The organism is Leisingera sp. NJS204 (assembly GCF_004123675.1).
In the GTDB taxonomy this organism is placed as follows: domain Bacteria; phylum Pseudomonadota; class Alphaproteobacteria; order Rhodobacterales; family Rhodobacteraceae; genus Leisingera.
In genome coordinates this window covers 367,250-390,074 of sequence record NZ_CP035417.1, presented here as the reverse complement: position 1 = coordinate 390,074, position 22,825 = coordinate 367,250, and the positions used below count along the sequence as shown (strand labels likewise).

The window sequence follows — 22,825 nt, the reverse complement described above, 5'->3', positions numbered from 1 at the left end:
CATGACCGCCAATGTCCTGTTCGCCGGCCGCGCCGATGCCTGGCCCGCTTACCAGCCGCTGCTGAATGCGGAATTCGCCCGCTTGGGTCTGGATGCCGAACTGCGCAATGATTTCGCTCCGGAAGAGGTGGATTACATCGTCTTTGCGCCCAGCGGACCCATCAGCGACTTCACCCGCTTTGATCGCTTAAAGGCCGTGCTGAGCCTTTGGGCGGGCGTGGAAAAGGTCGTGCCCGTCGTGCCTGCCTCCGTGCCGCTCACGCGGATGGTGGATAGCGGTCTGGAGCAGGGCATGACCGAATGGGTGGTTGGCCACACTCTGCGCTATCACCTTGGAATGGATGCGCATATCCTTGGGCAAAACGGGCAATGGGAACCAAAGGCGCCGCCGCTGGCCCAGGACCGCCATGTGACCGTCCTGGGTCTGGGCGCCCTTGGAACCGCTTCGGCCAGAGCGCTGTCAGCCCTGGGATTTCAAGTATCGGGCTGGAGCCGGTCGCAAAAAGAAATCGAAGGCATCACCTGCCACGCCGGGCCTAAGGGTATGAAGGACGCGCTGGCGCAAGCGGAAATTGTGATCCTGCTGCTGCCCGATACACCCGCCACCGAAAACACGCTGAATGCCGAGACGCTTGGCTGGCTGCCCAAGGGGGCAAAGATCATCAACCCGGGCCGCGGACCGCTGATAGATGATGACGCCCTGCTGGCGGCACTCGGCAACGGCCGGATCGGGCATGCAACTCTGGATGTGTTCCGCGTTGAGCCGCTGCCGCCGGAGCATCCCTTTTGGGCGCATCCCAATGTGACAGTGACTCCGCATATCGCCTCGGAAACCCGCGAAAGCACAGCTGCCGAAGTGATCGCCGAGAACATCCGCCGTGCCGAGGCTGGAGAGCCGCTGCTGCATTTGGTGGACCGCAGCCTCGGTTACTAGGACGGGGCTTTGCCCCCTGCGCCTGACGGCGCATTCCCCCAGGGTATTGTCGACCAGAAAGAAGCCCGGGGTCTATCGCTTCTTTCTGGTCCTAAATACCCATTTCAGGGGCATCGCCCTGCGCAATGCCGGCTATTGTGCGGTCAAGCCGCGGCCTTGCAGCAGCGCTTCCACACCGGGCAACCGCCCGCGGAACGCCGTGTAAAGCTCAGCCGGGTCAACCGAACCGCCAGTGGATAGAATATGCGCCTCCAACGCCTTAGCGCGTTCGGCATCAAAGGCACCGCCTGCTTCCTCAAAAGCCGCAAAGGCGTCGGCATCCATCACCTCAGACCACATGTAGCTGTAATAGCCCGAGGAATAGCCGTCGCCGGCAAAGACATGGGCGAAATGCGGGGTGGCGTGACGCATGATAATCGCCCGCGGCATCCCGAGTTCTGCGAGCACTTCAGCTTGCTTTGCCATAGGGTCGGAAGGCGCAGGACCGTCGTGAAAGGCCAGATCCACCAGGGCGGAGGCGACGTATTCCACCGTCTGGAACCCCATGTCGAAGTTGGCGGCACCCAGCACCTTCTCCAGCATCTCCTGCGGCATCGGTTCGCCGGTTTCCGCATGGGTGGCAAATTCCTGCAGCACCTCCGGCACTTCCAGCCAGTGTTCATACAGCTGGCTCGGCAATTCGACAAAATCACGCGCGACCGAGGTGCCCGAGATGCTTTCATAGGTCACATCCGACAGCATTTGATGCAGCGCGTGGCCGAACTCATGGAACAGGGTGCGGGCGTCGTCCCAGGACAGCAGCGCCGGGTCGCCCTTGGCGAAGTTGCAGACGTTGATCACCACTGGCGCCTGTACCTGCGGGAATTTCGCCTGCTGGCGCATTGCCGAACACCAGGCGCCCGAGCGTTTGGAACCGCGGGCAAAATAGTCGCCGATGAAGACCGCCACATGGGCACCGTTCCGGGTCACCGCCCAAGCGCGGCAATCCGGGTGGTAGAGCGGCACGTCCAGCGGTTCGAACTCCAACCCGAACAGACGGTTTGCGCAGGCAAAGCCGGCCTCGATCATCCGGTCAAGCTGCAGGTAAGGTTTCAGCGCCGCTTCATCCAGATCGTGCTCGGCCTTGCGGCGTTTCCCGGCGTAGTAGCGCCAGTCCCAAGGTTCCAGGTCACCGTTGATGCCGTCCGCCTGCATCATCGCGGTCAGGACCTTGGCGTCTTCATCGGCGCGGGCCTTGGCCGGGCCCCAGACATCCATCAGCAAGCCGCGTACCGCGTCCGGCGTCCCGGCCATTTCGGTTTCCAGTTTGTAGGCAGCGAAATTCTTATACCCCAATAGCCGGGCACGCTCTTCGCGCAGCTGCAGTGTTTCCGCCGCAATGGCGCGGTTGTCGGTTTCGCCGCCGCCCGCACCGCGGGCTGCCCAGGCGTTAAAGGCTGTCTCGCGCAGATCCCGGCGCGGGGAAAACTGCAGGAACGGCGTGATCAAGGACCGCGACAAGGTCACAACCGGACCGTCCTTGCCCATTTCCTGCCCCGCCGCACGGGCCGCGCTGATCACGAATTCCGGCAGGCCTTCCAGATCCTCTTCGGTCAGCTCCATGAACCAGCTGCGCTCATCAGCCAGCAAGTTCTGAGTGAACTCAGTACCAAGTGTCGCCAACCGCCCCTTGATCTGCTGCATCCGCGTATCCGCCTCGCCTTCCAGCGCCGCGCCGCCACGGACAAAGCCGCGGTGGGTCAGCATCAGGACGCGCTGCTGCTCCTGCGTCAGATCCAGCACATCGCGTTGATCCCAGACCGCCTTGACCCGTGCATACAGCGCCTTGTTGGCGGTGATCGCCGAGAAATGCGCGGCAAGTCTGGGCGAGAACGCCCGCTGCAGCTCCTCGCGCTTGGGGTTGCTGTCGGCGCCTGCCACAGTAAAGAACACCCCCAGCACCTGCTCCAACTCACGGCAAGGAGTTTCCAGCGCCTCGATCACATTGGCAAACCCAGGCGCCTCGCTGCTGTTTGCGATGGTGTCGATCTGTGCGGCGTGCGCCGCAAGTGCTTGCTCCAGCGCAGGGGCGAAATCGTCGTCAGAGATGCTGTTGAACGGGGCAATTTCAAACGGCGTGTCCCAGCGGGACAGAAGCGGATTGGACATATACGGGTCTCCTTTGCCGGGAACGCTAACGGGAAAGCCATGGAGCTGCAATTGGGCTTGCAAATGACTAGACGCACCAGTCCGGAATTTGCGGAACGTCAGTTGGTTCCGATCGCCCAGGGCAATATCTGCAAAGGCATTGCGTCCCGACCCGGCGCAGGAGGCAGAATACCGCATCTATGCAGGCGACGGCATTTTCCGCCTGTCCGCCGTACTGGAGGACACCGAAGACCTGATCGCCGCTCGGAACCGGTTGCTTTGACCTTGTGGCACGGGCGGGTCAGCCGCCAGCGCCATCGCCTTTGGTCAGTGCCGCTGGCACGATGCGGATCGGAACATCCGCGATATTGGCTGCCCGGGCGATCCGCCACTCGAAACGGCCCATACGGCTATCGGTATCGATAAGAACCACCACCGGCTCCTTACCGGTGATCTCTGCCGCAAACAACGCCTGCTGAATGCTGTCCAGGCTGCTGCGCTTATCGAGGCCGAACTCGATGACCCGGTTACTGTTTTCGCAATCTGTGCGGATCGACGCCGCACCGCCGGGATAGGTGAACTTATGCACTGTCTCCGGCTGGCCGCCGAACAGGGCGCCGCAGAGCAGCGAAATGAAATAGGCTTCGTTCACGGGGAGGTCTCGTCAGGAGTGTCCGGCGCTGCCGCAAACCGGGCAATCTTGCCGCCTGGCCATGCGGATCTTGCGGGTTTCGCCATAGAGCCCGTCATAGATCAGCATCTCACCTTGCAGAACCGCACCGGCACCGGTGATCTGCTTGACCGCCTCGACTGCCATCATTGCCCCGACGACACCGGGCAGCGGGCCAATCACCCCGGCCTCCGAGCAGCTGGGGGCAAGACCGGGCGCCGGTGCCTCGGGGAAGATGCACTGGTAGCAGGGTCCGCCCTTGGCCGGGTGAAAAACGCTCAGCTGGCCTTCCCATTGCGACAGCGCGCCAGAGATCAGCGGTTTGCCCAGGGCCACTGCGGTGCGGTTGGCGAGATAACGGGTTTCGAAATTGTCGGTGCCGTCGAGGATCAGATCATATTCCGCAAACAGCTCCTCCGCGGCCTCCCCGGTCAGGCGCCGGTTGTAAGGGCGCACGTCGGCATAAGGGTTCTGCGCCTGCATCGCGGCCTGGGCCGAAAACACCTTGGGCTTGCCAATGTCTGCGTCGCGGTGGATCACCTGTCGCTGCAGGTTGGCATTGTCGACCACGTCGTCGTCGATCACCCCGATTATGCCCGCGCCGGCGGCAGCCAGATACTGCAGCGCAGGCGCACCCAGCCCGCCGGCACCGATCACCAGAACCTTGGCCTGCTTCAGCTTCTTTTGTCCCGCCCCGCCCAGTTCCCGCAGGACAATATGACGGGCATAGCGGTCAAGCTCGCTTTCGGTGAAGGTGCTGGCAGGCTGGCTCATGTTCGTTTCCTGAGGCTGGGCGCGGGTCTTCAGGGCGGCCACGATACGCGCATAGAAACCAGCCACAATGGCAAAACCGCCCAAGAGAAGCCAAGGCGCTGCCGAACCCCCGGTGCCCTCCCGCAAACCGTGCCCGTCCGGCAGGGTCAACTGCACCGCCAGTACAGCCGCAAACAGCACAACCAGCAAACCAAAACGCAGATTGCGCGGCAGGCCAAGGAAACGCCCGCCCCACCAGATCAGCGCTGCCAGGATCAGAATGCGCAGCATCAGCCGCGCCCGGTTGAACCAAAGCCGCCGTCGCCGCGGGTGGTGCCGGAGAGCGCCTCCGCGCGCTCAAACCGGGCTTGAAGCACCGGCGCCACAACCATCTGCGCGATGCGTTCGCCATGGCGGATTTCAAAGGATTCCTGTCCTGCATTCAAGAGGATCACCCCTAGCGGCCCGCGGTAGTCACTGTCGATTGTGCCGGGCGTGTTGGGCAGAGTGATCCCGTGCTTCAGAGCCAGGCCCGAGCGCGGGCGGATCTGCACCTCGTAGCCTGCAGGAATCTCGATGCGCAGCCCGGTCGGCACCAGTGCCCGTGCCCCCGGTTCAAGCGTCAGCGTGCCCCCGCCCGGCAGGTTAGCGCGCAGGTCCGCTCCCGCAGCGCCAGCTGTCTCATATGCCGGCAGCGGCACATCCCTGTCCGCGCCTTCGTCGTGGATCACACGGATTGTTACCATCCCCGTCCCCTGCTTCATCTTTGTTCAAATACTCAATTTCACCCGGCCAGCGCCGCAGCGATCCGCGCAGCCAGTTTACGGGCGACGTCATCCTTGCCCATGCGCGGCCACTCCTCGGCACCGTCATCAGAGATCAGGACAACTGCGTTTTCACTGCCGCCCATGATGCCGGTTGCGGGAGAGACATCATTTGCAACGATCCAGTCGCAGCCCTTGCGCTTGCGCTTGGCGGTGGCATTTTCCACCACATCGTCTGTCTCAGCCGCGAATCCAACCACCAGTTTGGGACGGCCCTTTGGCATCCGTGCAACTGTTTTCAGAATGTCGGGGTTTTCTGCAAACTCCAGCACCGGCAACCCGTCCTTGGACTTCTTCAATTTGCGGTCCGAGGCGCTGGCGACCCGCCAATCCGCCACCGCCGCAGCAAACACCCCGGCATCAACAGGCAGTGCCGCTTGCACAGCCGCCTCCATTTCACGGGCGCTTTCAACCGCCACAACCTGCACGCCCTCAGGCGGGCGCACCGCTGCCGGGCCCGTGATAAACACCACTTCCGCGCCAGAATCGCGCAGAGCACGGGCCACCGCTGCCCCTTGCGCCCCGGAGGAGCGGTTGGCGATATAGCGCACCGGATCAATCGGCTCATGCGTCGGGCCGGAGGTCACCAGAATGCGTTTGCCTCTCAATGGTCCATCCGAAAATTTGGCAGTGATCGCAGTCACGATCTCATCCGGTTCCGCCATCCGGCCCGGGCCGAATTCACCGCAGGCCATGCTGCCGTCATTCGGACCCGCGAAAGACACCCCATCCTCCTTCAGGACCGCGATGTTGCGCTGTGTCGCCGGATGCTCCCACATCCGTACATTCATCGCAGGTGCCAGCATCACCGGGGTGTCGGTGGCCAGCAGCAAGGTAGAGGCAAGATCGTTTGCCAGACCCTGCGCCATCTTGGCCATCAGATCCGCCGTGGCCGGCGCTACAACCAAGAGGTCGGCGCTGCGCGACAGCTGAATATGGCCCATCTCGGCCTCGGAGGTCAGGTCGAACAGTTCCTGATGCACAGGGGTTCCGGCAAGTGCCGAGACAGACAGGGGTGTCACAAATTCCGCGCCGGACTTGGTCAGCACCGGGGTCACGCGCGCCCCTTGGTCCTGCAAGCGGCGGATCAGCTCCAGCGATTTATAGGCCGCGATACCGCCGCTGATTATCAGGAGAATATGTCTGCCAGCCAGCATTTGTCCGCCCTTGTCCCGTTTCCCGCGACCTTACTGCGCTGCGGCGAAAGTGTGAAACGGTTTTCCCAGCGGAGACGGCCTAAGCCATAGCAAAGGCTCCCGCCCCCGCGCGGCACGGGCCCGCGGCCCCCGCCCCTGACGGTGTTGGGCCGGGCGCCGTGCTGCGCACGGCGCGGTACCGTTTCCAATCAGACCGGCCCTGTGCTGCACAGAGGCCTTCAGCCGCCTTTTTGGAAGGCCAGGCAGGGATCAGGGCGGCTGACCGCGTCCGCGTCCAGCAGCAGATCGAAAATCCCGCTGATCCGCCCGCCCTCGGACTGGCCCAAGCTGCGGATCTGCACCCCCGGACGGGCCTTGGCCAAATAGACTGCCAGCCCGCGGTCGGTGCGGGCATGGCCATTGCCGGTGATCACAGCCACTGGACCGCCGGTTTCCGCAATTGCCATATCCGCGGCCTCTGCCAGGGCGGCGTCCCGCAGACGTTGAAAGTCCACCAGGACAGGCAGCATCTCAACCGGCATCGCATTGCAGTGATTCGCCTGCTGGTCCGCCTCGCGCGCGGCCTGTTCTGCCTCCGGCAATGGCTGATCAAGGCCAAAGCGGGCTGCGTCTTCAGCCCCGAAATAGACAGCAACGCCGCGTTCCAAGGCCTTCGCAGCCTCTGTCCGCGGCACCTGTGCGCCATACTGGCGGGCATTGGCAGCAGCTGCAAACACCGGCGCGTAAAGGCTGAAGTCCGGCCAGCCGGAATTCGGCCAATCCAGTTGCCGGGCCGTCAGCTGTGCATTTGCCAGCGTTTCAGGATCCAGTGCGGCTGCCTGCTTTGGAGTGATCATCTCCCAGACCACCGCCTTAGGCTGCAGCTTTGCCAGCAGAATTGCCTGCTGCTGGTGATGCACTGGATTGTCATGCACCTCGCCGAGAATCACTACGTCAGCGCCGCTCAGCAGCCGGGCTGCCGCGGACACCTCATCCGCTCGGGCGCCAGACAGGCTAAGCGCCGCCAGACAGGCAGCGCTTAGCATTACTTTCAGGAAATTGATCTGCTTTCTCATGAAAGCAATCTGTGCACCTCGCGCGACTGTCCTTCAAGGCATTTGCGCATTTTCTGGAACGCCCCGGCCTCCAGCTGGCGGACCCGTTCCTTAGACAGCCCCAGTTCGGTTCCAAGGCTTTCCAAAGTGCGCGGGCGTTCGCGCAGCTTGCGTTCCGTGATGATAAAGCGCTCACGGTCATTCAGCGCCTGCAACGCCCCCACCAGCCATTTGCGCAGCTGGCGGCGGTCGTGCCGCTCCTGCACCAGTTCATCGGCCTGAGACGTGTCATCTTCCAGAGCGTCGATCCACTCGCGGCCCTCTTCATCGGTGGACTGCACCGCGTTGAGCGAAAAGTCGGCACCGGACAGGCGCCCCTCCATCATCTCAACATCACGCAACGGCACCCCGATTTCAGTCGCAATCTTCTGATGCAGCTGATGCCGGTCCAGCCGCGCCCCCGAGGCACGCGCCTCGCGCTCAAGCTGCGCCTGCACCCGGCGCATGTTGAAAAACAGCGATTTCTGCGACGACGTGGAGCCTGTGCGCACCATGGACCAGTTGCGCATCACGTAGTCCTGAATCGACGCCTTGATCCACCAGACCGCATAGGTCGAGAACCGCACCCCCCGGTCAGGGTCGAATTTGTCGGCGGCCTTCATCAGGCCCAGGCCCGCCTCCTGTATCAGATCGTTCATCGGCGCGCCGTACCGCTTGAACTTGGACGCCATGGAAATCGCCAGACGCATGTAGGCATTGATGAGCCGGTGCAGCGACTTCACATCGCGGTCATCGCGCCACGCGTAAGCCAGACGCCGTTCGGTTTCGGCGTCCAAAAGTTCTGCCTTCATTGCCTGCCGCGGCAATGGGTTTTCGATTGTGGAATCTAGTGCCATTTTATTTCCCCCCGGAAACTAATTAACAAACTACCGGCGCCTGGGGACGCGCATGAAACAAAGTTGAGCCCGGGTCTTCTGCAGACCGGCAGTATCAATGCACTGGATACGACTCTCGGCACATCCACGGGCCAAAAATGAAAAACAAAATGGTTTTTTGGCCCCTGTGCAGACTTTCCCGGCCTTAATAAGTGGAACCCCGGGATACTGCGGTCTCTTGTCTTAACCGGGCCCTGCGTTTACCCACAGGAACGGCTTCGTTCTTACAGGTTAGCAAAAAATGCCTGCAAATGTAACTTTTATTCTGGGCGGGGCGGCCTCTGGAAAGTCGGCCTTTGCCGAACAGCTCTGTAAAAACACTGAAAAAGACAGGGTTTACTGGGCGACTGCACAAATTTTTGACAGCGAAATGCGCGAAAAAGTGTCCCGCCACCTCGAACAAAGGGGGGAAGGCTGGGCAACTGTCGAAGAACCGGAAACAGCCGGCCGGGTTCTGGACGCGCTGGCTGCGGGGCAAATCTGCCTGATGGACTGTGCAACCATGTGGCTGACCAACCATCTGCTGGCCGGGCATGATTTGGCGTTTGCACAAGAGGACCTGCTGGCCGCAATCGGCCGCTGCCGCGCGGATCTGGTGATCGTCTCGAACGAAACCGGTCTTGGCATCGTGCCTGAGAACAAGCTGGCCCGCCGCTTCCGCGAAGCGCAGGGACGGCTCAATATCGCACTGGCTGCGTGTGCCGGAACTGTTGTGCAAGTGACCGCCGGGCTGCCGCTGGTGCTGAAAGGGGCGTTGTGACAAACCGGCTGTTTCTGGTACGGCACGGGCCAACGCACGCAAAATGCATGGTCGGCTGGTCAGATCTGCCCGCGGACCTGTCTGACACCGCCGCGCTGAAACGCCTGTCGGATTACCTGCCGGCGGACGCGCTGATCGTGTCGTCCGACCTGTTGCGCGCAGTGGAGACTGCCAACGCCATCCAAGGCAGCCGTCAGCGCCTGCCCCATGTTGAAGCGCTGCGCGAGATCCATTTCGGCGCTTGGGAGCTAAGAACCTGGGCCGAGGTGGACGCTGAGGATCCGGACCGGATCCGGGCCTATTGGGAGACGCCGGGTGATGTGACACCGCCGGGCGGCGAGAGCTGGAATCAGGTCCGAAACCGGGTGAACGCAGCAATTGACGGGCTGATCATTGCGAATCAGGGTCGCGATTTGATTGTTGTCGGGCATTTCGGTCAAATCCTGACCCAGGTTCAGCGGGCGGAGATGCTGACCCCAGAGGAAGCCTTTGCCCATCGAATCGACAATCTGTCGGTCAGTGAAATCGCGTTCGGCCCCGAAGGCTGGCGGGCGGGGGCTATCAATCATCTGCCGTGACGGATGCCATCACAAACATTCCGTTTCACGATGGGACACACCGCGCTAGCCTTTGCGCATGGCTTATGAAATCTATATCGGCGACCGCATGTTCTCCAGCTGGTCATTGCGCGGCTGGCTCATGCTCGAAAAATTCTCCCTTCCCCATACGGTGCATCTGGTGGGGCTGTACTCAGGAACCATGGCGCAAGAGATGGCGCATCTGGCCCCGGCACGGCTGGTGCCCGCGTTGCGCACGCCTGAAGGCGCGGTTGTTGGCGAAAGCCTGGCGATAGCCGAGACCCTGGCCGAACAGAACCCGGACGCCGGGCTTTGGCCCGCGGACCCGGCACAGCGTGCCGCTGCACGCTGGCTGGCGGCAGAAATGGTTGCGGGCTTCAGCGCGCTGCGCAGCGAATGTCCGATGCAGCTGGCCCATATCTACGAAGGGTTTGAGACCTCCGGCGCGGTTCAGGCGGATCTGGACCGGATCGAAACGCTGTTTGCCCATGCGCGCCAGGTGTCCGGCCAGTCAGCGGGCTGTCTGTTCGGAGAGTATTCGCTGGCGGATGCGTTCTATACCCCGGTTGCCGCACGCATCATCGGTTACGGGCTGCCGGTTTCTGCCGCCACGCGTGCCTATTGCAAGCTGCTGCTGTCCGACCCGCCAGTACTGCGCTGGCAAGAGCAGGCGCATGAGGTCAGCTATGACCCGGAGCCTTATGCGCGGGATCTGCCGCGGCGGCCCTGGTCTTTGGACTGAACCGGCGGCGAGCGCGAATTCTGCGTGAATTCGCCGGGCGGCACCGCTGGCGTTAACACTTCGGAAACCACGATCGCCAAGCATTTCTCCCTGAACCAGAAGGGGCGGGGAGAAATGACGGCACGGTCGTACACAGTTGCCTTTCAAGGGGTTGAGGCCCGGCTGGTGGAGGTGCAATGCGCAGTCGCCCCTGGCCTGCCAGCGTTCTCGGTGGTTGGGTTGCCGGATAAAGCCGTCTCCGAGGCCCGCGAACGGGTGCGGGCGGCCTTTGCGGCGATGTCGATCGCCCTGCCCTCCCGCCGGATCACCATAAACCTGTCACCCGCGGACCTGCCCAAGGAAGGCAGTCATTTCGACCTGCCGATTGCGCTGGCCTTGCTGGCGGCAATCGGCATCATCCCAGCGGAAAAGGCCGAGGAGACCATAGCCCTGGGCGAACTGTCGCTGGACGGCCAGCTGATGCCTGTCGCGGGCGCCCTGCCCGCAGCCGTCACCGCGGCAGAGGAAGGGCGCATGCTGCTCTGCCCGGAACCGTCCGGACCCGAGGCTGCCTGGGTCGATGCGGCACAGGTCATCGGTGCGGCCACACTGACCGAGGTGGTCCAGCATTTCACCGGCCAGCGGCGCATTGAGCCGTCCATGCCCGGTGAAGCCATCAGCGGGCTTGGCGGCAAGGACCTGCGCGACGTCAAAGGCCAGGAGCAAGCCAAGCGCGCGCTGGAGATTGCTGCCGCCGGACGCCACCACATGCTGATGATCGGCCCGCCCGGATCCGGCAAATCGATGCTGGCGGCACGGCTGCCATCGATCCTGCCGCCGCTGTCTCCTGCCGAGGCATTGGAAACCTCGATGATCCATTCCTTATGCGGGCTGATCGATGCGGGCGGCATCAGCCGCGCCCGCCCTTTCCGCGAACCGCATCACACTGCCTCCATGGCGGCGATTGCCGGTGGCGGGCGGCGGGCGCAGCCGGGGGAAATCAGCTTGGCGCATAATGGCGTGCTGTTTCTGGATGAGCTGCCGGAATTCGGCCGTCCCGTGCTGGAAACCCTGCGCCAGCCGCTTGAATCCGGAGAGGTGATGGTGGCGCGCGCCAATGCCCATGTGAAATACCCCAGCCGTTTTATGCTGATCGCTGCGGCCAACCCCTGCAAATGCGGATATCTGGCTGATGCCAACCGCGCCTGTTCGCGGGCACCAATATGCGGTGCGGATTACCTGGGGCGGATTTCCGGCCCGCTGCTGGACCGGTTCGACCTGCATCTGGACGTGCCGCCGGTGGATGTGTCCGACCTGGAGCTGCCCGCCAGCGCCGAAGGCTCGGTACAGGTGGCGCAACGGGTCGCAGTTGCCCGGAACACCCAGGCTGAGCGGTTCCGCAGCCATCCCGGCCTGCGCCAGAACGCAGATGCCGAAGGCGCAGTGCTGGAAGATATTGCAGCGCCGGATGCCGAAAGCCGTGATCTTTTGCTGCGGGCCGCCGAACGGTTTGGCCTCAGCGCCCGCGGCTACCACCGGATTCTGCGCGTTGCGCGCACCATTGCCGATCTGGCCTGCGAAGACCGGGTGCAACGCCCGCATTTCGCCGAGGCGCTGAGTTTCAGGCTGCCCTCAGCCCGCTGAGCCGCCGTCGAAGGCGGATATGGCGAAGGTGGCAGCTTCGTCCAATGCTGCCTGCCCCTCGGGCAGCTGACCCGCCATAAATTGCCAGACATGCGGCACATCGCGCCACAGGCTGAGCCGCACAGCGCCGCCTGCCTGCTCCAGACGCTGCACCATACGCTGCGCATCCGACAGCAACACCTCGGTATCCCCTGCTTGGATCAGCACCGGCGGCGGGTTCGGGAAGTCAGCGAACAAGGGCGAGGCGCGGGCATCTGATGGATCCGCACCCGCGAGATACTGATCAACGGCTTCCTTCATCCGCCCTGCCGGGATGATCACATCCCTGGAACGGTTGACCTCAATACTTGCCCCGCTCAGCGTCAGATCGCACCAGGGGGATAAGGCCACAAGGCCGGCGGGGCGTTCCCCTTCCCCCAGCAGGGCCGCGAGCAAGGCCAGCGCCAGCCCGCCGCCGGCACTGTCGCCTGCCAGCAGGATATCGGCGGCGGCATAGCCCGTGCTTCGCAGGTATTGCCAGGCTGCCAGCGCATCCTCGAAAGCCGCCGGAAACGGTGCCTCTTGCAGCAGCCGGTAGTCGGGCACAGCAATCTCCATGCCTGCGGCAAAAGAAAGGCGGGACAAAACCCCCTGATAGGCACGGGCGCTGCCTGCCAGATAGGCGCCGCCATGCAGGAACAAAATGATCTGCTTGCGGCGCGTCCGGCCCACTGAAATCAGGTTCAGCGGCACCGGCGCGGGCCGCGGCAGCAGCCGGGTATAGGGCAGCGGCGGGCAGAACAGCGGCGCCAGCAGCTCGAAACTCCGGCGTGCCAGCTCCGGGCGGCTGGTGCGCTGCAGCACCGGCTTCATGCCATAGCGCATCCACGCGTTCAGGGCCCGGCGCTGCCAGCTCATCAGCTGATCTTGGCTTCGATCGCCTGCCAGACCTTTTCGGCGATGTTCACACCGTCAAAGCGCTCCAGCTCCTGAATACCTGTCGGCGAGGTCACGTTGATCTCGGTCAGGTAGTCGCCGATCACGTCAATGCCAACAAAGATCTGGCCCTTTTCGCGCAGCAGCGGGCCGATGGCGGCGCAGATCTCCAGATCGCGTTCACTCAGCCCGATTTTCTCGGGCCGTCCGCCCACATGCATGTTCGAACGGGTCTCGCCCGCTGCAGGAACACGGTTGATTGCGCCCACAGGCTCGCCGTCGACCAGAATCACCCGCTTGTCGCCGTTGCTGACGTCCGGCAGGAACTTCTGCACAATCAGAGGCTCGCGGCTGAAACCGGTGAACAGCTCATGCAGCGAGGTGAGGTTGCGGTCGTTTGCATCCAACCGGAATACCCCGGCGCCACCATTGCCGTAAAGCGGTTTCAGGATCACATCGCCATGCTTTTCCTTGAACGCCTTGATGGTTTGCAGGTCGCGGGCAATGGTGGTCGGCGGGGTCAGGTCCGGGAAGGTCAGAACCAGCAGTTTTTCCGGATAGTTACGCACCCAGAACGGATCATTTACCACCAGCGCCTGGCCATTCAGCATGTCCAGCAAGTGGGTCGAGGTGATGTAATGCATATCAAACGGCGGGTCCTGACGCAGCCAGACCACGTCGAAATCCGCCAGATCCACCTCGCGCTCCGGGCCTAGCACCGCCGGAGCATCTGCCACCCGCTGCACGGTCATGTCATGGCCACGGGCGGTGATGCGGCCCTCCTGATAGGCCAGCTGGTCGGGGGCGTAGTAGAACAGATCGTGCCCGCGCGCCTGCGCTTCTTCGGCCAGGCGGAAGCTGCTGTCCGCGTTGATGTCCACGCCCATGACCGGATCCATCTGAAAGGCGATTTTCATGGCAGTATCCCTTGTAAACTGGCCAGATACATGGCCCACCGCGCCCCGGGGTTCAATGGGGCGGCAGCGGATCAGTCCAGGCCGATGGCGTTTTCGATGATCTCAACCGCGCCGGTGCCGTCCACCAGTGCGGCGTCGAACCGGGCAGGGGTCAGCTGTCCTTGCGGCTCGTTTTCCAGATATTGCCCGGCGCTGGCATAGATGCGCTCCACTTGCCGCGGGGTAATCCGCAGGGCCGCAGCGGCGCTGGTAGAGCTGTGTTTCACTTCCACAAACACCAGCTCTTCCGGGCCGCGCAGGATCAGGTCGATCTCGCCACCCGGCCCGCGCCAACGTCGTTCCGCAACGGTGTAGCCGCGGTTTTCATAGTGGCGCGCAACAATCTCTTCCGCCGCCTCTCCCGCCAGATGGGCACGGGCACCGCGATACTGCCGGGCACGGGACACGGCCTAACTGTCCTTCGCCAGCTGCAACGCCAGCTGATAGATCTTGCGGCGCGGCAGCCCGTGCATCTCAGCCACGATCCCGGCGGCGTCCTTGACCGAATTATCCTTTAGAGCTGCTTGAAGATCGCTTTCCAGATCGCCCTCGCTCACCTCGGTCTCTTGCGCCCGGTCGACCAGCAGCACGATCTCGCCCTTGACCGGTTTTTCCTCCAGCCCCGCGGCCAGATCCGCCAGCGGCGCGCGGCGCACTTCTTCGAATTTCTTGGTGAGCTCGCGGGCCATCGCCGCCGGGCGGTTGCCCAGCACCGCCGCCATATCGGCGACCGAGGCGGCAACCCGCTTGGGTGATTCATAGAAGATCAGCGTGCCGGGGATTTCCCGCAGCTCTTCCAGCCGTTTGCGCCGGGCACCGGAGGCATTGGGCAGAAAGCCAGCGAAAAAAAACGCATCCGTGGGCAGCCCGGCCAGCGTCAGCGCCGTTGCCGCCGCCGAGGCGCCTGGCGCGCAGGTGACGGTATGACCCGCCTCTGCCGCCGCCCGGCTGAGATCAAAGCCCGGATCGGCAATCAGCGGCATTCCGGCCTCGGAAGCATAGGCTACCGATTTGCCCTCTGCCACCGCTTCCAGCAGTTTGGCACGCGCAGCGGCGCCGCTGTGGTCGTGGTAAGCAATGATCCGCCGCCCGCCCAGGGGCACGCCGTGAATCTCCATCAGCTTGCGCAGCGAGCGTGTATCCTCAGCCGCAAGCACATCGGCCGAGGCCAGCACATCCAGCGCACGCAGGGTAATGTCGCGGGCCGTGCCAATGGGCGTGGCAACAAAGTAAAGCCCTGGGGCCAATATGACATTCTGGTGATTCAACGCTGGACCCGCCTTTTTGGTCGTTTATGATCCGCCCTTAAACCCACACGGCGCAACGCGCCGGGAGAACGGAGTTTCAAGTCCATTATGTTTGCTGTTTTCAAACGCGCCCGCAAGGCGGCACTGACAGCTGCCGCGGCAGTTTCCGCCATTGCCCTGACTGCCTGTGACCCGGTTTCCCTCGGCAGTGGTCCGACAATCAACACTTCCAAGCCGGTGCCGGTGGCGCTGCTGGTGCCGCGCGGATCGGCGCAGCAGGGCGACAGCGTGCTGGCGCAAAGCCTGGAAAACGCGGCCCGCATGGCGATTGCCGATCTGCAAGGCGTGCAGATCGATCTGCGGGTCTATGACACGGCGGGCAATCCCGAAGTAGCCTCGGGTGCAGCGCAGCAGGCGCTGAAGGACGGCGCCCGTATCATTCTGGGCCCGGTTTACGCCGAAGCCGCAAATGCGGCGGGCATTGCAGCACGCCAGCGCGGCGTCAACGTGCTGGCCTTCTCGAACAACCCTGCGATTGCCGGCGGCAATGTCTTTATCCTGGGCCCGACCTTTGACAATACTGCGCGCAGGCTGACCGGTTTTGCATCCCGCAACGGCAAACGGAACATTCTGATTGTCGGCGGCAATGATGCTGCCGGGGTTGCCGGGCGCACCGCCATTCAGCGCGCCGCAAGCCAGACCGGTGCCAATATCGCTGGCAGTGTCGGTTATGAGCTGTCCCAGCAGGGGGTGATCAACGCCATTCCTGCCATCCGCAATGAATCGCGCCAGGCGGATGCGGTATTCCTGACCTCGACCACCGCCGGAGCACTGCCGCTGCTGGCGCAACTGCTGCCCGAAGCCGGTGTGGACCCGGCAGAGAAGCAGTATATTGGCCTGACCCGCTGGGATATTCCGGCCCAGACCCTGGCCCTGCCCGGCGTGCAGGGCGGCTGGTTTGCGATGCCCGACCAGGGCAAGGTGCAGCAGTTCAGCGCCCGCTACCAGGCAAGCTATGGCGGATCGCCGCATTCGATCGGCAGCCTGGCCTATGACGGGATTGCCGCAATCGGCGCGCTGGTGGCTGCTGGTAAATCCGATGCTCTGACCGGCGCGGCCCTGACACAAGGGGCCGGTTTCCAGGGGGCCGGCGGCATCTTCCGACTGCTGCCTGACGGCACCAACGACCGCGGCCTGGCGGTTGCCACCATCCAAGAACAGAAGGTCGTGATCATTGACCCTGCCCCAAGCAGCTTCACCGGCGCCGGATTCTGAACCCGCTGCCGGCCCCGCGCAGCCCGCCGCCAACGGCTTTCCCGAACCGCAGGGTCCGCTGATCTGCGATCCTGCGGACATCTTTGATGCCGCAGCCGTGCGGTCCCGGATCATAGCCTTGGCGGAAGACAACACCCCCGCGGCCCTGCGCGCGGAAACGGTGAAGATCCTGAAGGCGGCAAACAAGGCCGGACGTGCAGCGATCGCCGAAGCCTTCGCCGCGGCCCCCTTTGCTGCGCGGGACTTGACCCGCTCTTACACTTTCCTGACCGACGGCCTGGTGACCACGGCACTGTATGTCGCCGGCGAATTGCTTCACCCGCTGGCCAACCCGACCCGCGGCGAACGCATCGCGGTTATCGCGGTCGGCGGCTATGGCCGGGGGGAAATGGCCCCGGCCTCGGATGTCGATCTGCTGTTTTTGACCCCCTACAAGATCACCGCCTGGGCCGAGAGCGTGATCGAATCCATGCTCTATATCCTGTGGGACTTGCGGCTGAAGGTCGGCCATTCCAGCCGCACCATCAAGGACTGCATCCGGCTGGGCGGCGAGGATTACACGATCCGCACCGCGATGCTGGAACAACGGTTTCTGGCCGGCCACGCGCCGCTGGCCAAGGAGCTGGAAAAGCGGCTGAAGGCGGAGCTGTTCTCGAAGGATGCGCCTGATTTCATTGAGGCGAAACTGGCCGAACGCGACGCCCGCCACCTGAAGCAGGGCCAGCGGTATATGGTTGAGCCTAACGTGAAAGAGGGCAAAGGGGGCTTGCGCGACCTGCAATCGCTGTTCTGGATCGCCAAGTATCTGTACCAGGTGCAGGACGCCGAAGACCTGGTGCCGCTGGGCCTGTTCCGCCCGGCAGAGCTGGAGCGGTTTGCCAAGGCCGCGACTTTCCTCTGGGCGGTGCGGTCGCATCTGCACCTTGCCACCGGCCGCGCCACGGAACAGCTGACCTTTGATTTGCAGGTCGAGGTTGCCAGCCGCATGGGATACAAGGACAAGGCCGGCCGCCGCGGGGTGGAAATCTTCATGCAGGAGTATTTCCGCCATGCGACGCGGGTCGGCGACCTGACCCGGATTTTCCTGACCAAGCTGGAGGCCAGTCAGCAAAAAGGCGCACCGCTGCTGGAACGCATCTTCCGCCGCCGCCCGCGAATCAAGCCCGGCTACAAGGTGGTGCACAACCGGCTGGATGTGCTGGACCCGGCGGCATTTTTGGCCGACCGGGTGAATTTGCTGCGGATTTTCGAAGAAGCCCTGCGCACCGGCATGCTGATCCACCCCGATGCCATGCGGCTGGTCACCGCCAATCTGCGCCTGATTGATGACGGCATGCGCAACGACAAAGAAGCCCGGCGCATTTTTCTGGACCTTTTGCTGAAACACGGAAATTCCGAACGCGCGTTGCGGCGGATGAACGAACTTGGCGTGCTATCCGCCTTCCTGCCTGAGTTCGAACCCATCGTGGCGATGATGCAGTTCAACATGTATCACTCCTACACGGTGGACGAGCATACCATTCAGGTGATCTCCAACTTTGCCGCGATTGAGCGCGGAGAGCTGGAGGATGAGCTGCCGCTTTCTTCCTCGATCCTGCGCAAGGGGCTGAACCGCAAAGTGCTGATGGTGGCGATGCTGTTGCATGACATCGGCAAGGGACGCGAACAGGACCATTCGATCCTTGGTGCGCAGATCACCCGCAAGGTGGCGCCGCGGCTGGGGCTGAAGCCATCCGAATGCGAGACCGTGGAATGGCTGGTGCGTTATCACCTGCTGATGTCGGATATGGCCCAGAAACGCGACATTGCCGACCCGCGCACGGTGCGGGATTTCGCCAAGGCGGTGCAAACGGTCAAACGGCTGGATCTGCTGTTGCTGCTGACTGTCTGCGATATCCGCGGCGTTGGTCCGAACACCTGGAACAACTGGAAGGCGGCCCTGCTGCGGGCGCTTTACGGCCAGACCCGTGCAGCGCTTGAGGGCGGCATGGAAGCCTTGAACCGCGAACACCGCGGTGCGTCGGCCAAGAAGGCCCTGCGCGAGGCGTTGCAGGACTGGACCAAAGCCGACCTCAAAACCGAAACCGCCCGGCATTATCCGCCGTACTGGCACGGGCTGCACATTACCGCGCATGTGGATTTCGCCGAGATGCTGCGCGACTACATTGCCAAGGGCGACGCGGGCGAGGTGATGATCCGGCTTTATCCGGACGTGGACCGTGACGCGACCCGCGCTTGTTTCGTGATGGAGGATCACCCCGGCATCTTTGCCCGCATTGCCGGCGCGCTGGCGCTGGTCGGCGCCAATGTGGTGGATGCGCGCTCCTATACGACCAAGGACGGATATGTGACCGATGCCTTCTGGATCCAGGACAGCGAGGGCCACCCCTTCGATCCGATCCGCCTGCACCGGCTTAAGCAGATGATTGAAAAGACCCTGAAGGGCGAGGTGATCACCCGCGACGCGCTGAAATCCCGTGACAAGATCAAGAAACGGGAGCGCGCCTTCAAGGTCCCGACCCATATCACCTTCGATAACGACGGCTCGGAAATCTACACCATCATCGAGGTCGACACCCGCGACCGGCCAGGGCTGCTTTATGATCTGGCCCGGGCGCTGGCGGCCGCCAATGTCTATATTGCGAACGCAGTCATCGCGACCTATGGCGAGCAGGTGGTGGACGCCTTTTATGTCAAAGACATGTTCGGCCTGAAATACTATGCGGAGTCCAAACAGCGGACTCTGGAGAAGAAACTGCGCGAGGCCATCACCGCAGGCGCAAAACGGGCGGATGTATGAAACCGATCAAACTGCTTTCGGGCTTCCTGACCGTCGGGTTCTGGACGCTGGCCAGCCGCGTGCTTGGATTCGCCCGCGAGATCCTGATTGCCGCCTTCATCGGCCCCGGTCCGGTGCTGGATGCCTTTATCGTTGCCTTCCGCCTGCCCAACATGTTCCGCCGCTTCTTCGCCGAAGGTGCATTTAACGCCGCCTTTGTGCCCGCTTTCTCCAAGCGGTATGAGGCCGGTGAGGACGCCAGAACTTATGCCCAGCAGGCCTTCAACCTGCTTGCCGCTGCGGTGCTGGCGCTGGTTGGCCTCGGCATGGTGTTCATGCCGGGACTGGTCTGGCTGACGGCCGGCGGATTTGTCGGCGATGCCCGGTTTGATATGGCGGTGGGCTACGGCTACATCGTCTTTCCATACATCCTGTTCATGTCGCTGGCCGCATTGTTCTCAGGCGTGCTGAACGCCACCGGCCGCTTTGCCGCCGCCGCCGCCGCGCCGGTCCTCCTTAACATTTTTGCCTGTGCAGCGATGACAGCCGGCGCCCTCATGGGCGGCGATGTTGTCCTGTGGCTGGTCTGGACCATCCCGGTGGCGGGCGTCGCGCAGCTGGCGCTTGTCTGGGCCGCCGCCGCCCGTGCTGGTATAACCTTGCGGCCCGGTCTGCCCCGTTGGAACACCGAAATGCGCAGCCTGATGCGTGTTGCCGTGCCCGCTGCTCTGGCCATGGGAGTCACCCAGATCAATCTGGTGGTCGGGCAATACGTGGCCTCTGACATCGAAAAGGCGGCCAGCTGGCTGTTCATCGCCGACCGGCTGTATCAACTGCCTTTGGGCGTGGTTGGCATTGCTGTCGGCATCGTGCTGCTGCCTGCCCTTTCCCGCCGCCTGCGGGCCGGGGACAGCGCCGGTTCACAGGGCGCCTTGTCCCGCGCCGGAGAATTCTCGCTGCTGCTGGCCGTACCCTCTGCCGTCGCCTTCATCACCGTGCCGGTGCCGCTGGTGTCTGTGCTCTATGAGCGCGGTGCAACCGGCCCCGAAGACGTGGCCGCAATCGCCATCGCCGTCGCTATCTATGGCGCAGGCCTGCCAGCCTTCATGCTGCAAAAGGTCCTGCAGCCGCTCTACTTCGCGCGGGAGAACACCAAAACCCCCTTTCGCTACGCGCTGGCTGCGATGGCTGTCAACGCCGCGCTGGCCTTTGGCCTGAAGCCAGTACTGGGCTGGATCGCCCCCGCCATCGCCGCCTCCGCTGCCGGCTGGGTGATGGTGGCACTACTGGCACTCGGCGCCCGCGGCATGGGGGAAGAGGCCCGCTTCGACGCCCGCTTCCGCACCCGCGCCTGGCGCATCCTGGCAGCCTCTGCTGTGATGGGGGCAGTGCTCTATGCTGTTGCTTCGGCTGCGGGCTGGCTGTTCACGCTGGATTACTGGCGCTACCTGTCCCTGCTAGGCCTGGTGGTGCTGGGCGGCCTGGTCTACTTCGCCGCAGGCCAGGCGCTTGGCGCCTTCCGCCTGTCAGAGTTCCGCACCGCCCTCAGCCGCCGGAAACAGGCCTGACCCCCGCGCCCCTTCAGGCCGGCCCGGCCCAACGGCTGGAGATGCCCCGCCAGGGGCTTTGACAGCAGGCGGAAGCCCCCGGCGTCAATCGTGCCGGATGCGGTTGCGGATCCGCGCCCAGCCGCCCGGCGCCAGGAAGAACGACAGACCGAACCCGGTGGCAAAGCCTGCCAGATCCGCAACCCAGTCCTTCTGGCCGCCAAACAGCAGCCCGAACAGCAGCTGCGCCCCCATCAGAAAGGCAATCAGCGAAAACGCCCGGCTTTGCTGCGCCCCGACCAAAGCCAGCGAGCGCCACAACAGAAAGGTAAAGGCCCCGATCAGCCCGTAGACCGCCGGAAAGCCGCCGATCAAAGGCTGGCCGCCGCTGACCAGCAGCGCATAGCCCAGTGCGCCGCCGGCACCGGACAGCACAAAGATGATCACCATCGCCAGATCGCCCATCACCTCGCCCACCATCTTGCCCATCGCCAGCACAAAGACGCAGACAAACAGCGCATGGGTAAAGGCGCCATGCACAAAGATGTAAGAGACAAAACGCTTCAGATGCTCCGGCAGCCAGCGGCCGCTTTCCTGCATCCACCAGAAGATCTCGCTGGAAAACGCATAGGATTGGACTGCCTCCAGCCGCCAGCCGATGGCCTCAGGCCCGCCCAGGATTCCGCGGGCGCCAAGCGAGAACACCGCTTCGATCCCGATGATGATCAGCACTATCGCAACGACGGCTGCAGGCAGCGGGTTGACGGGTGCGGTGTTATTCGGGCTGCTCATTGAGTCTCCTTGCAGTGCAGAACCCTCTGCACCTGTTGACCTATCCAAGCCCCATGGGTAAGCCACCGGGGTCGCTATTTCCAGACGGGAGTTACGCTAGATGAGCGAAACCACATTCACCCCGCGCGTCTTTTCGGGGATTCAGCCCTCCGGCAACCTGCACCTGGGCAACTACCTTGGTGCCCTGAAGCGGTTCGTCGACTGGCAGGCCAAGGATGTGGAGTCCATCTATTGCATGGTGGACCTGCATGCGATCACTGTCTGGCAGGACCCCAAGGACCTGATGAAATCCACCCGCGAGCTGTGCGCAGGTTTCATCGCCGCCGGCCTGGATCCGGAAAAATCCATCCTGATCAATCAGTCCCAGGTGCCTGAACACGCGCAGCTGGCCTGGATTTTCAACTGCGTCGCCCGCATGGGCTGGATGCAGCGGATGACCCAATTCAAGGACAAGGCCGGCAAGAACGCCCAGAACGCCTCGCTTGGGTTGTTCGCCTATCCGGCGCTGATGGCAGCTGATATTCTGACCTACCACGCCACCCATGTGCCTGTGGGCGAGGACCAGAAACAGCATCTGGAGCTGACCCGCGACATCGCCGCCAAGTTCAACCATGACTATGGCGTCGATTTCTTCCCGATGACCGAACCGGTGATCGAGGGCGCCGCCACCCGTGTGATGAGCTTCCGCGACGGCTCCAAGAAAATGTCGAAATCTGACCCGTCGGATGCCAGCCGCATCAATATGACCGATGACGCCGACACCATCGCCAAGAAGATCCGCAAGGCCAAGACCGATCCCGAAGGGCTGCCGTCCGAGGCCAAGGGCCTGGAAGACCGCCCCGAGGCGCGCAATCTGGTGAACATCTATGCGGCGCTGAACGAGCAGACCGTAGATCAGGTGCTGGCGGATGTCGGCGGCAAACAGTTCTCGGAATTCAAGCCGATGCTGGCGGATCTGGCAGTGTCGAAACTGGCGCCTATTTCGACCGAGATGGCGCGGCTGATGGGTGAACAGGACGAGATCGACCGCATTCTGACCCGCGGATCCGAGCGCGCGCGCGAAATCACCGCGCCGATCCTGCGCAAAACTTATGAAATCGTCGGTATGGTGCCGCCGGTCCAGATCTGACAAAACCAGTTACGCCATTGGCTTTCCACAAGGCTGGTGGCGTAGCCT

General features: G+C 63.2%; 22 protein-coding genes. 10 read left to right on the top strand and 12 right to left on the bottom strand.

Annotated features, from left to right (window positions below):
* Position 1: 1 nt before the first annotated feature.
* Entirely contained in the window at positions 2–934 is a 933-nt protein-coding gene (locus ETW24_RS01985; protein ID WP_129369526.1) for a 2-hydroxyacid dehydrogenase, read from the top strand.
* A 132-nt stretch (positions 935–1,066) separates the two neighbouring features.
* On the opposite strand, the gene ETW24_RS01980 is transcribed toward ETW24_RS01985, so the two are convergent.
* Positions 1,067–3,082 carry a M3 family metallopeptidase gene (locus tag ETW24_RS01980; RefSeq protein ID WP_129369525.1) on the bottom strand — a complete coding sequence of 672 codons (2,016 nt, stop codon included), beginning with the start codon at positions 3,080–3,082 and terminating at the stop codon, positions 1,067–1,069.
* Positions 3,083–3,221: 139 nt separating this feature from the next.
* Here ETW24_RS01980 and ETW24_RS24585 point away from each other — a divergent pair, with 139 nt between their 5' ends.
* Positions 3,222–3,344, top strand: coding sequence for a PLP-dependent aspartate aminotransferase family protein (locus ETW24_RS24585; RefSeq protein ID WP_217621269.1), 123 nt, complete (start codon positions 3,222–3,224; stop codon positions 3,342–3,344).
* Between the two features lie 18 nt (positions 3,345–3,362).
* On the opposite strand, the gene ETW24_RS01975 is transcribed toward ETW24_RS24585, so the two are convergent.
* The 6 genes from ETW24_RS01975 to ETW24_RS01950 form a co-directional block, all read right to left on the bottom strand.
* The gene (locus tag ETW24_RS01975) at positions 3,363–3,713 is read right to left on the bottom strand and encodes a hypothetical protein (RefSeq protein WP_129369524.1); all 351 of its coding nucleotides are present in this window, start codon (positions 3,711–3,713) and stop codon (positions 3,363–3,365) included.
* A 12-nt stretch (positions 3,714–3,725) separates the two neighbouring features.
* The gene (locus ETW24_RS01970; RefSeq protein ID WP_129369523.1) at positions 3,726–4,775 is read right to left on the bottom strand and encodes a HesA/MoeB/ThiF family protein; all 1,050 of its coding nucleotides are present in this window, start codon (positions 4,773–4,775) and stop codon (positions 3,726–3,728) included.
* Positions 4,775–5,230 (bottom strand): dUTP diphosphatase, encoded by a 456-nt coding sequence (gene dut / locus ETW24_RS01965; RefSeq protein WP_129369522.1) that lies wholly within the window; start codon positions 5,228–5,230, stop codon positions 4,775–4,777. Before dut ends, ETW24_RS01970 begins: the two co-directional genes overlap by 1 nt.
* Positions 5,231–5,268: 38 nt before the next feature.
* Positions 5,269–6,465, bottom strand: coding sequence for a bifunctional phosphopantothenoylcysteine decarboxylase/phosphopantothenate--cysteine ligase CoaBC (gene coaBC / locus ETW24_RS01960; RefSeq protein WP_129369521.1), 1,197 nt, complete (start codon positions 6,463–6,465; stop codon positions 5,269–5,271).
* 218 nt (positions 6,466–6,683) lie between these two features.
* A complete protein-coding gene (locus tag ETW24_RS01955; RefSeq protein ID WP_129369520.1) occupies positions 6,684–7,520 on the bottom strand; it encodes a ChaN family lipoprotein in 837 nt (278 codons plus the stop codon).
* Positions 7,517–8,395: an RNA polymerase factor sigma-32 gene (locus ETW24_RS01950; RefSeq protein ID WP_129369519.1), complete on the bottom strand. Its 879-nt coding sequence runs from the start codon at positions 8,393–8,395 to the stop codon at positions 7,517–7,519. The genes ETW24_RS01955 and ETW24_RS01950 overlap by 4 nt, the downstream gene beginning before the upstream one ends.
* A gap of 280 nt (positions 8,396–8,675) precedes the next feature.
* Between ETW24_RS01950 and cobU the strand changes: the two genes are divergently transcribed.
* The 4 genes from cobU (at position 8,676) to ETW24_RS01930 (ending at position 12,137) form a co-directional block, all read left to right on the top strand.
* Positions 8,676–9,194, top strand: a complete 519-nt coding sequence (gene cobU / locus ETW24_RS01945) for a bifunctional adenosylcobinamide kinase/adenosylcobinamide-phosphate guanylyltransferase (protein ID WP_129369518.1) — start codon at positions 8,676–8,678, stop codon at positions 9,192–9,194.
* A 47-nt stretch (positions 9,195–9,241) separates the two neighbouring features.
* Entirely contained in the window at positions 9,242–9,772 is a 531-nt protein-coding gene (locus tag ETW24_RS01940) for a histidine phosphatase family protein (protein ID WP_254695679.1), read from the top strand.
* Between the two features lie 58 nt (positions 9,773–9,830).
* The gene (locus tag ETW24_RS01935; protein WP_129369516.1) at positions 9,831–10,514 is read left to right on the top strand and encodes a glutathione S-transferase; all 684 of its coding nucleotides are present in this window, start codon (positions 9,831–9,833) and stop codon (positions 10,512–10,514) included.
* Positions 10,515–10,628: 114 nt separating this feature from the next.
* Entirely contained in the window at positions 10,629–12,137 is a 1,509-nt protein-coding gene (locus tag ETW24_RS01930; RefSeq protein WP_129369515.1) for a YifB family Mg chelatase-like AAA ATPase, read from the top strand.
* Here ETW24_RS01930 and ETW24_RS01925 read toward each other — a convergent pair.
* The 4 genes from ETW24_RS01925 to rsmI all read right to left on the bottom strand — a co-directional run bounded on the left by ETW24_RS01925 (position 12,126) and on the right by rsmI (position 15,276).
* Positions 12,126–13,034 (bottom strand): alpha/beta hydrolase fold domain-containing protein, encoded by a 909-nt coding sequence (locus ETW24_RS01925; RefSeq protein WP_129369514.1) that lies wholly within the window; start codon positions 13,032–13,034, stop codon positions 12,126–12,128. The two genes, ETW24_RS01930 and ETW24_RS01925, sit on opposite strands and share 12 nt — an antisense overlap.
* A complete protein-coding gene (gshB, locus tag ETW24_RS01920) occupies positions 13,034–13,969 on the bottom strand; it encodes a glutathione synthase (RefSeq protein WP_129369513.1) in 936 nt (311 codons plus the stop codon). The genes ETW24_RS01925 and gshB overlap by 1 nt, the downstream gene beginning before the upstream one ends.
* Positions 13,970–14,040: 71 nt before the next feature.
* The gene (locus tag ETW24_RS01915) at positions 14,041–14,415 is read right to left on the bottom strand and encodes a YraN family protein (RefSeq protein WP_129369512.1); all 375 of its coding nucleotides are present in this window, start codon (positions 14,413–14,415) and stop codon (positions 14,041–14,043) included.
* A 3-nt stretch (positions 14,416–14,418) separates the two neighbouring features.
* Entirely contained in the window at positions 14,419–15,276 is an 858-nt protein-coding gene (rsmI, locus tag ETW24_RS01910) for a 16S rRNA (cytidine(1402)-2'-O)-methyltransferase (protein ID WP_129369511.1), read from the bottom strand.
* 87 nt (positions 15,277–15,363) lie between these two features.
* Between rsmI and ETW24_RS01905 the strand changes: the two genes are divergently transcribed.
* From ETW24_RS01905 to murJ, 3 genes are read left to right on the top strand one after another with little or no spacing between them, the layout of a single operon-like run.
* Positions 15,364–16,530 (top strand): penicillin-binding protein activator, encoded by a 1,167-nt coding sequence (locus tag ETW24_RS01905; protein WP_129369510.1) that lies wholly within the window; start codon positions 15,364–15,366, stop codon positions 16,528–16,530.
* Positions 16,490–19,330 (top strand): [protein-PII] uridylyltransferase, encoded by a 2,841-nt coding sequence (locus ETW24_RS01900; protein ID WP_129369509.1) that lies wholly within the window; start codon positions 16,490–16,492, stop codon positions 19,328–19,330. The genes ETW24_RS01905 and ETW24_RS01900 overlap by 41 nt, the downstream gene beginning before the upstream one ends.
* Complete coding sequence (gene murJ, locus ETW24_RS01895; RefSeq protein WP_129369508.1) at positions 19,327–20,877, top strand: murein biosynthesis integral membrane protein MurJ; 1,551 nt, start codon at positions 19,327–19,329, stop codon at positions 20,875–20,877. Before ETW24_RS01900 ends, murJ begins: the two co-directional genes overlap by 4 nt.
* A gap of 84 nt (positions 20,878–20,961) precedes the next feature.
* Here murJ and ETW24_RS01890 read toward each other — a convergent pair whose 3' ends face one another.
* Positions 20,962–21,648, bottom strand: coding sequence for a rhomboid family intramembrane serine protease (locus ETW24_RS01890; RefSeq protein WP_129369507.1), 687 nt, complete (start codon positions 21,646–21,648; stop codon positions 20,962–20,964).
* Positions 21,649–21,748: 100 nt separating this feature from the next.
* Between ETW24_RS01890 and trpS the strand changes: the two genes are divergently transcribed.
* Positions 21,749–22,777, top strand: coding sequence for a tryptophan--tRNA ligase (trpS, locus tag ETW24_RS01885; protein WP_129369506.1), 1,029 nt, complete (start codon positions 21,749–21,751; stop codon positions 22,775–22,777).
* The last annotated feature ends 48 nt before the right edge of the window (positions 22,778–22,825 follow it).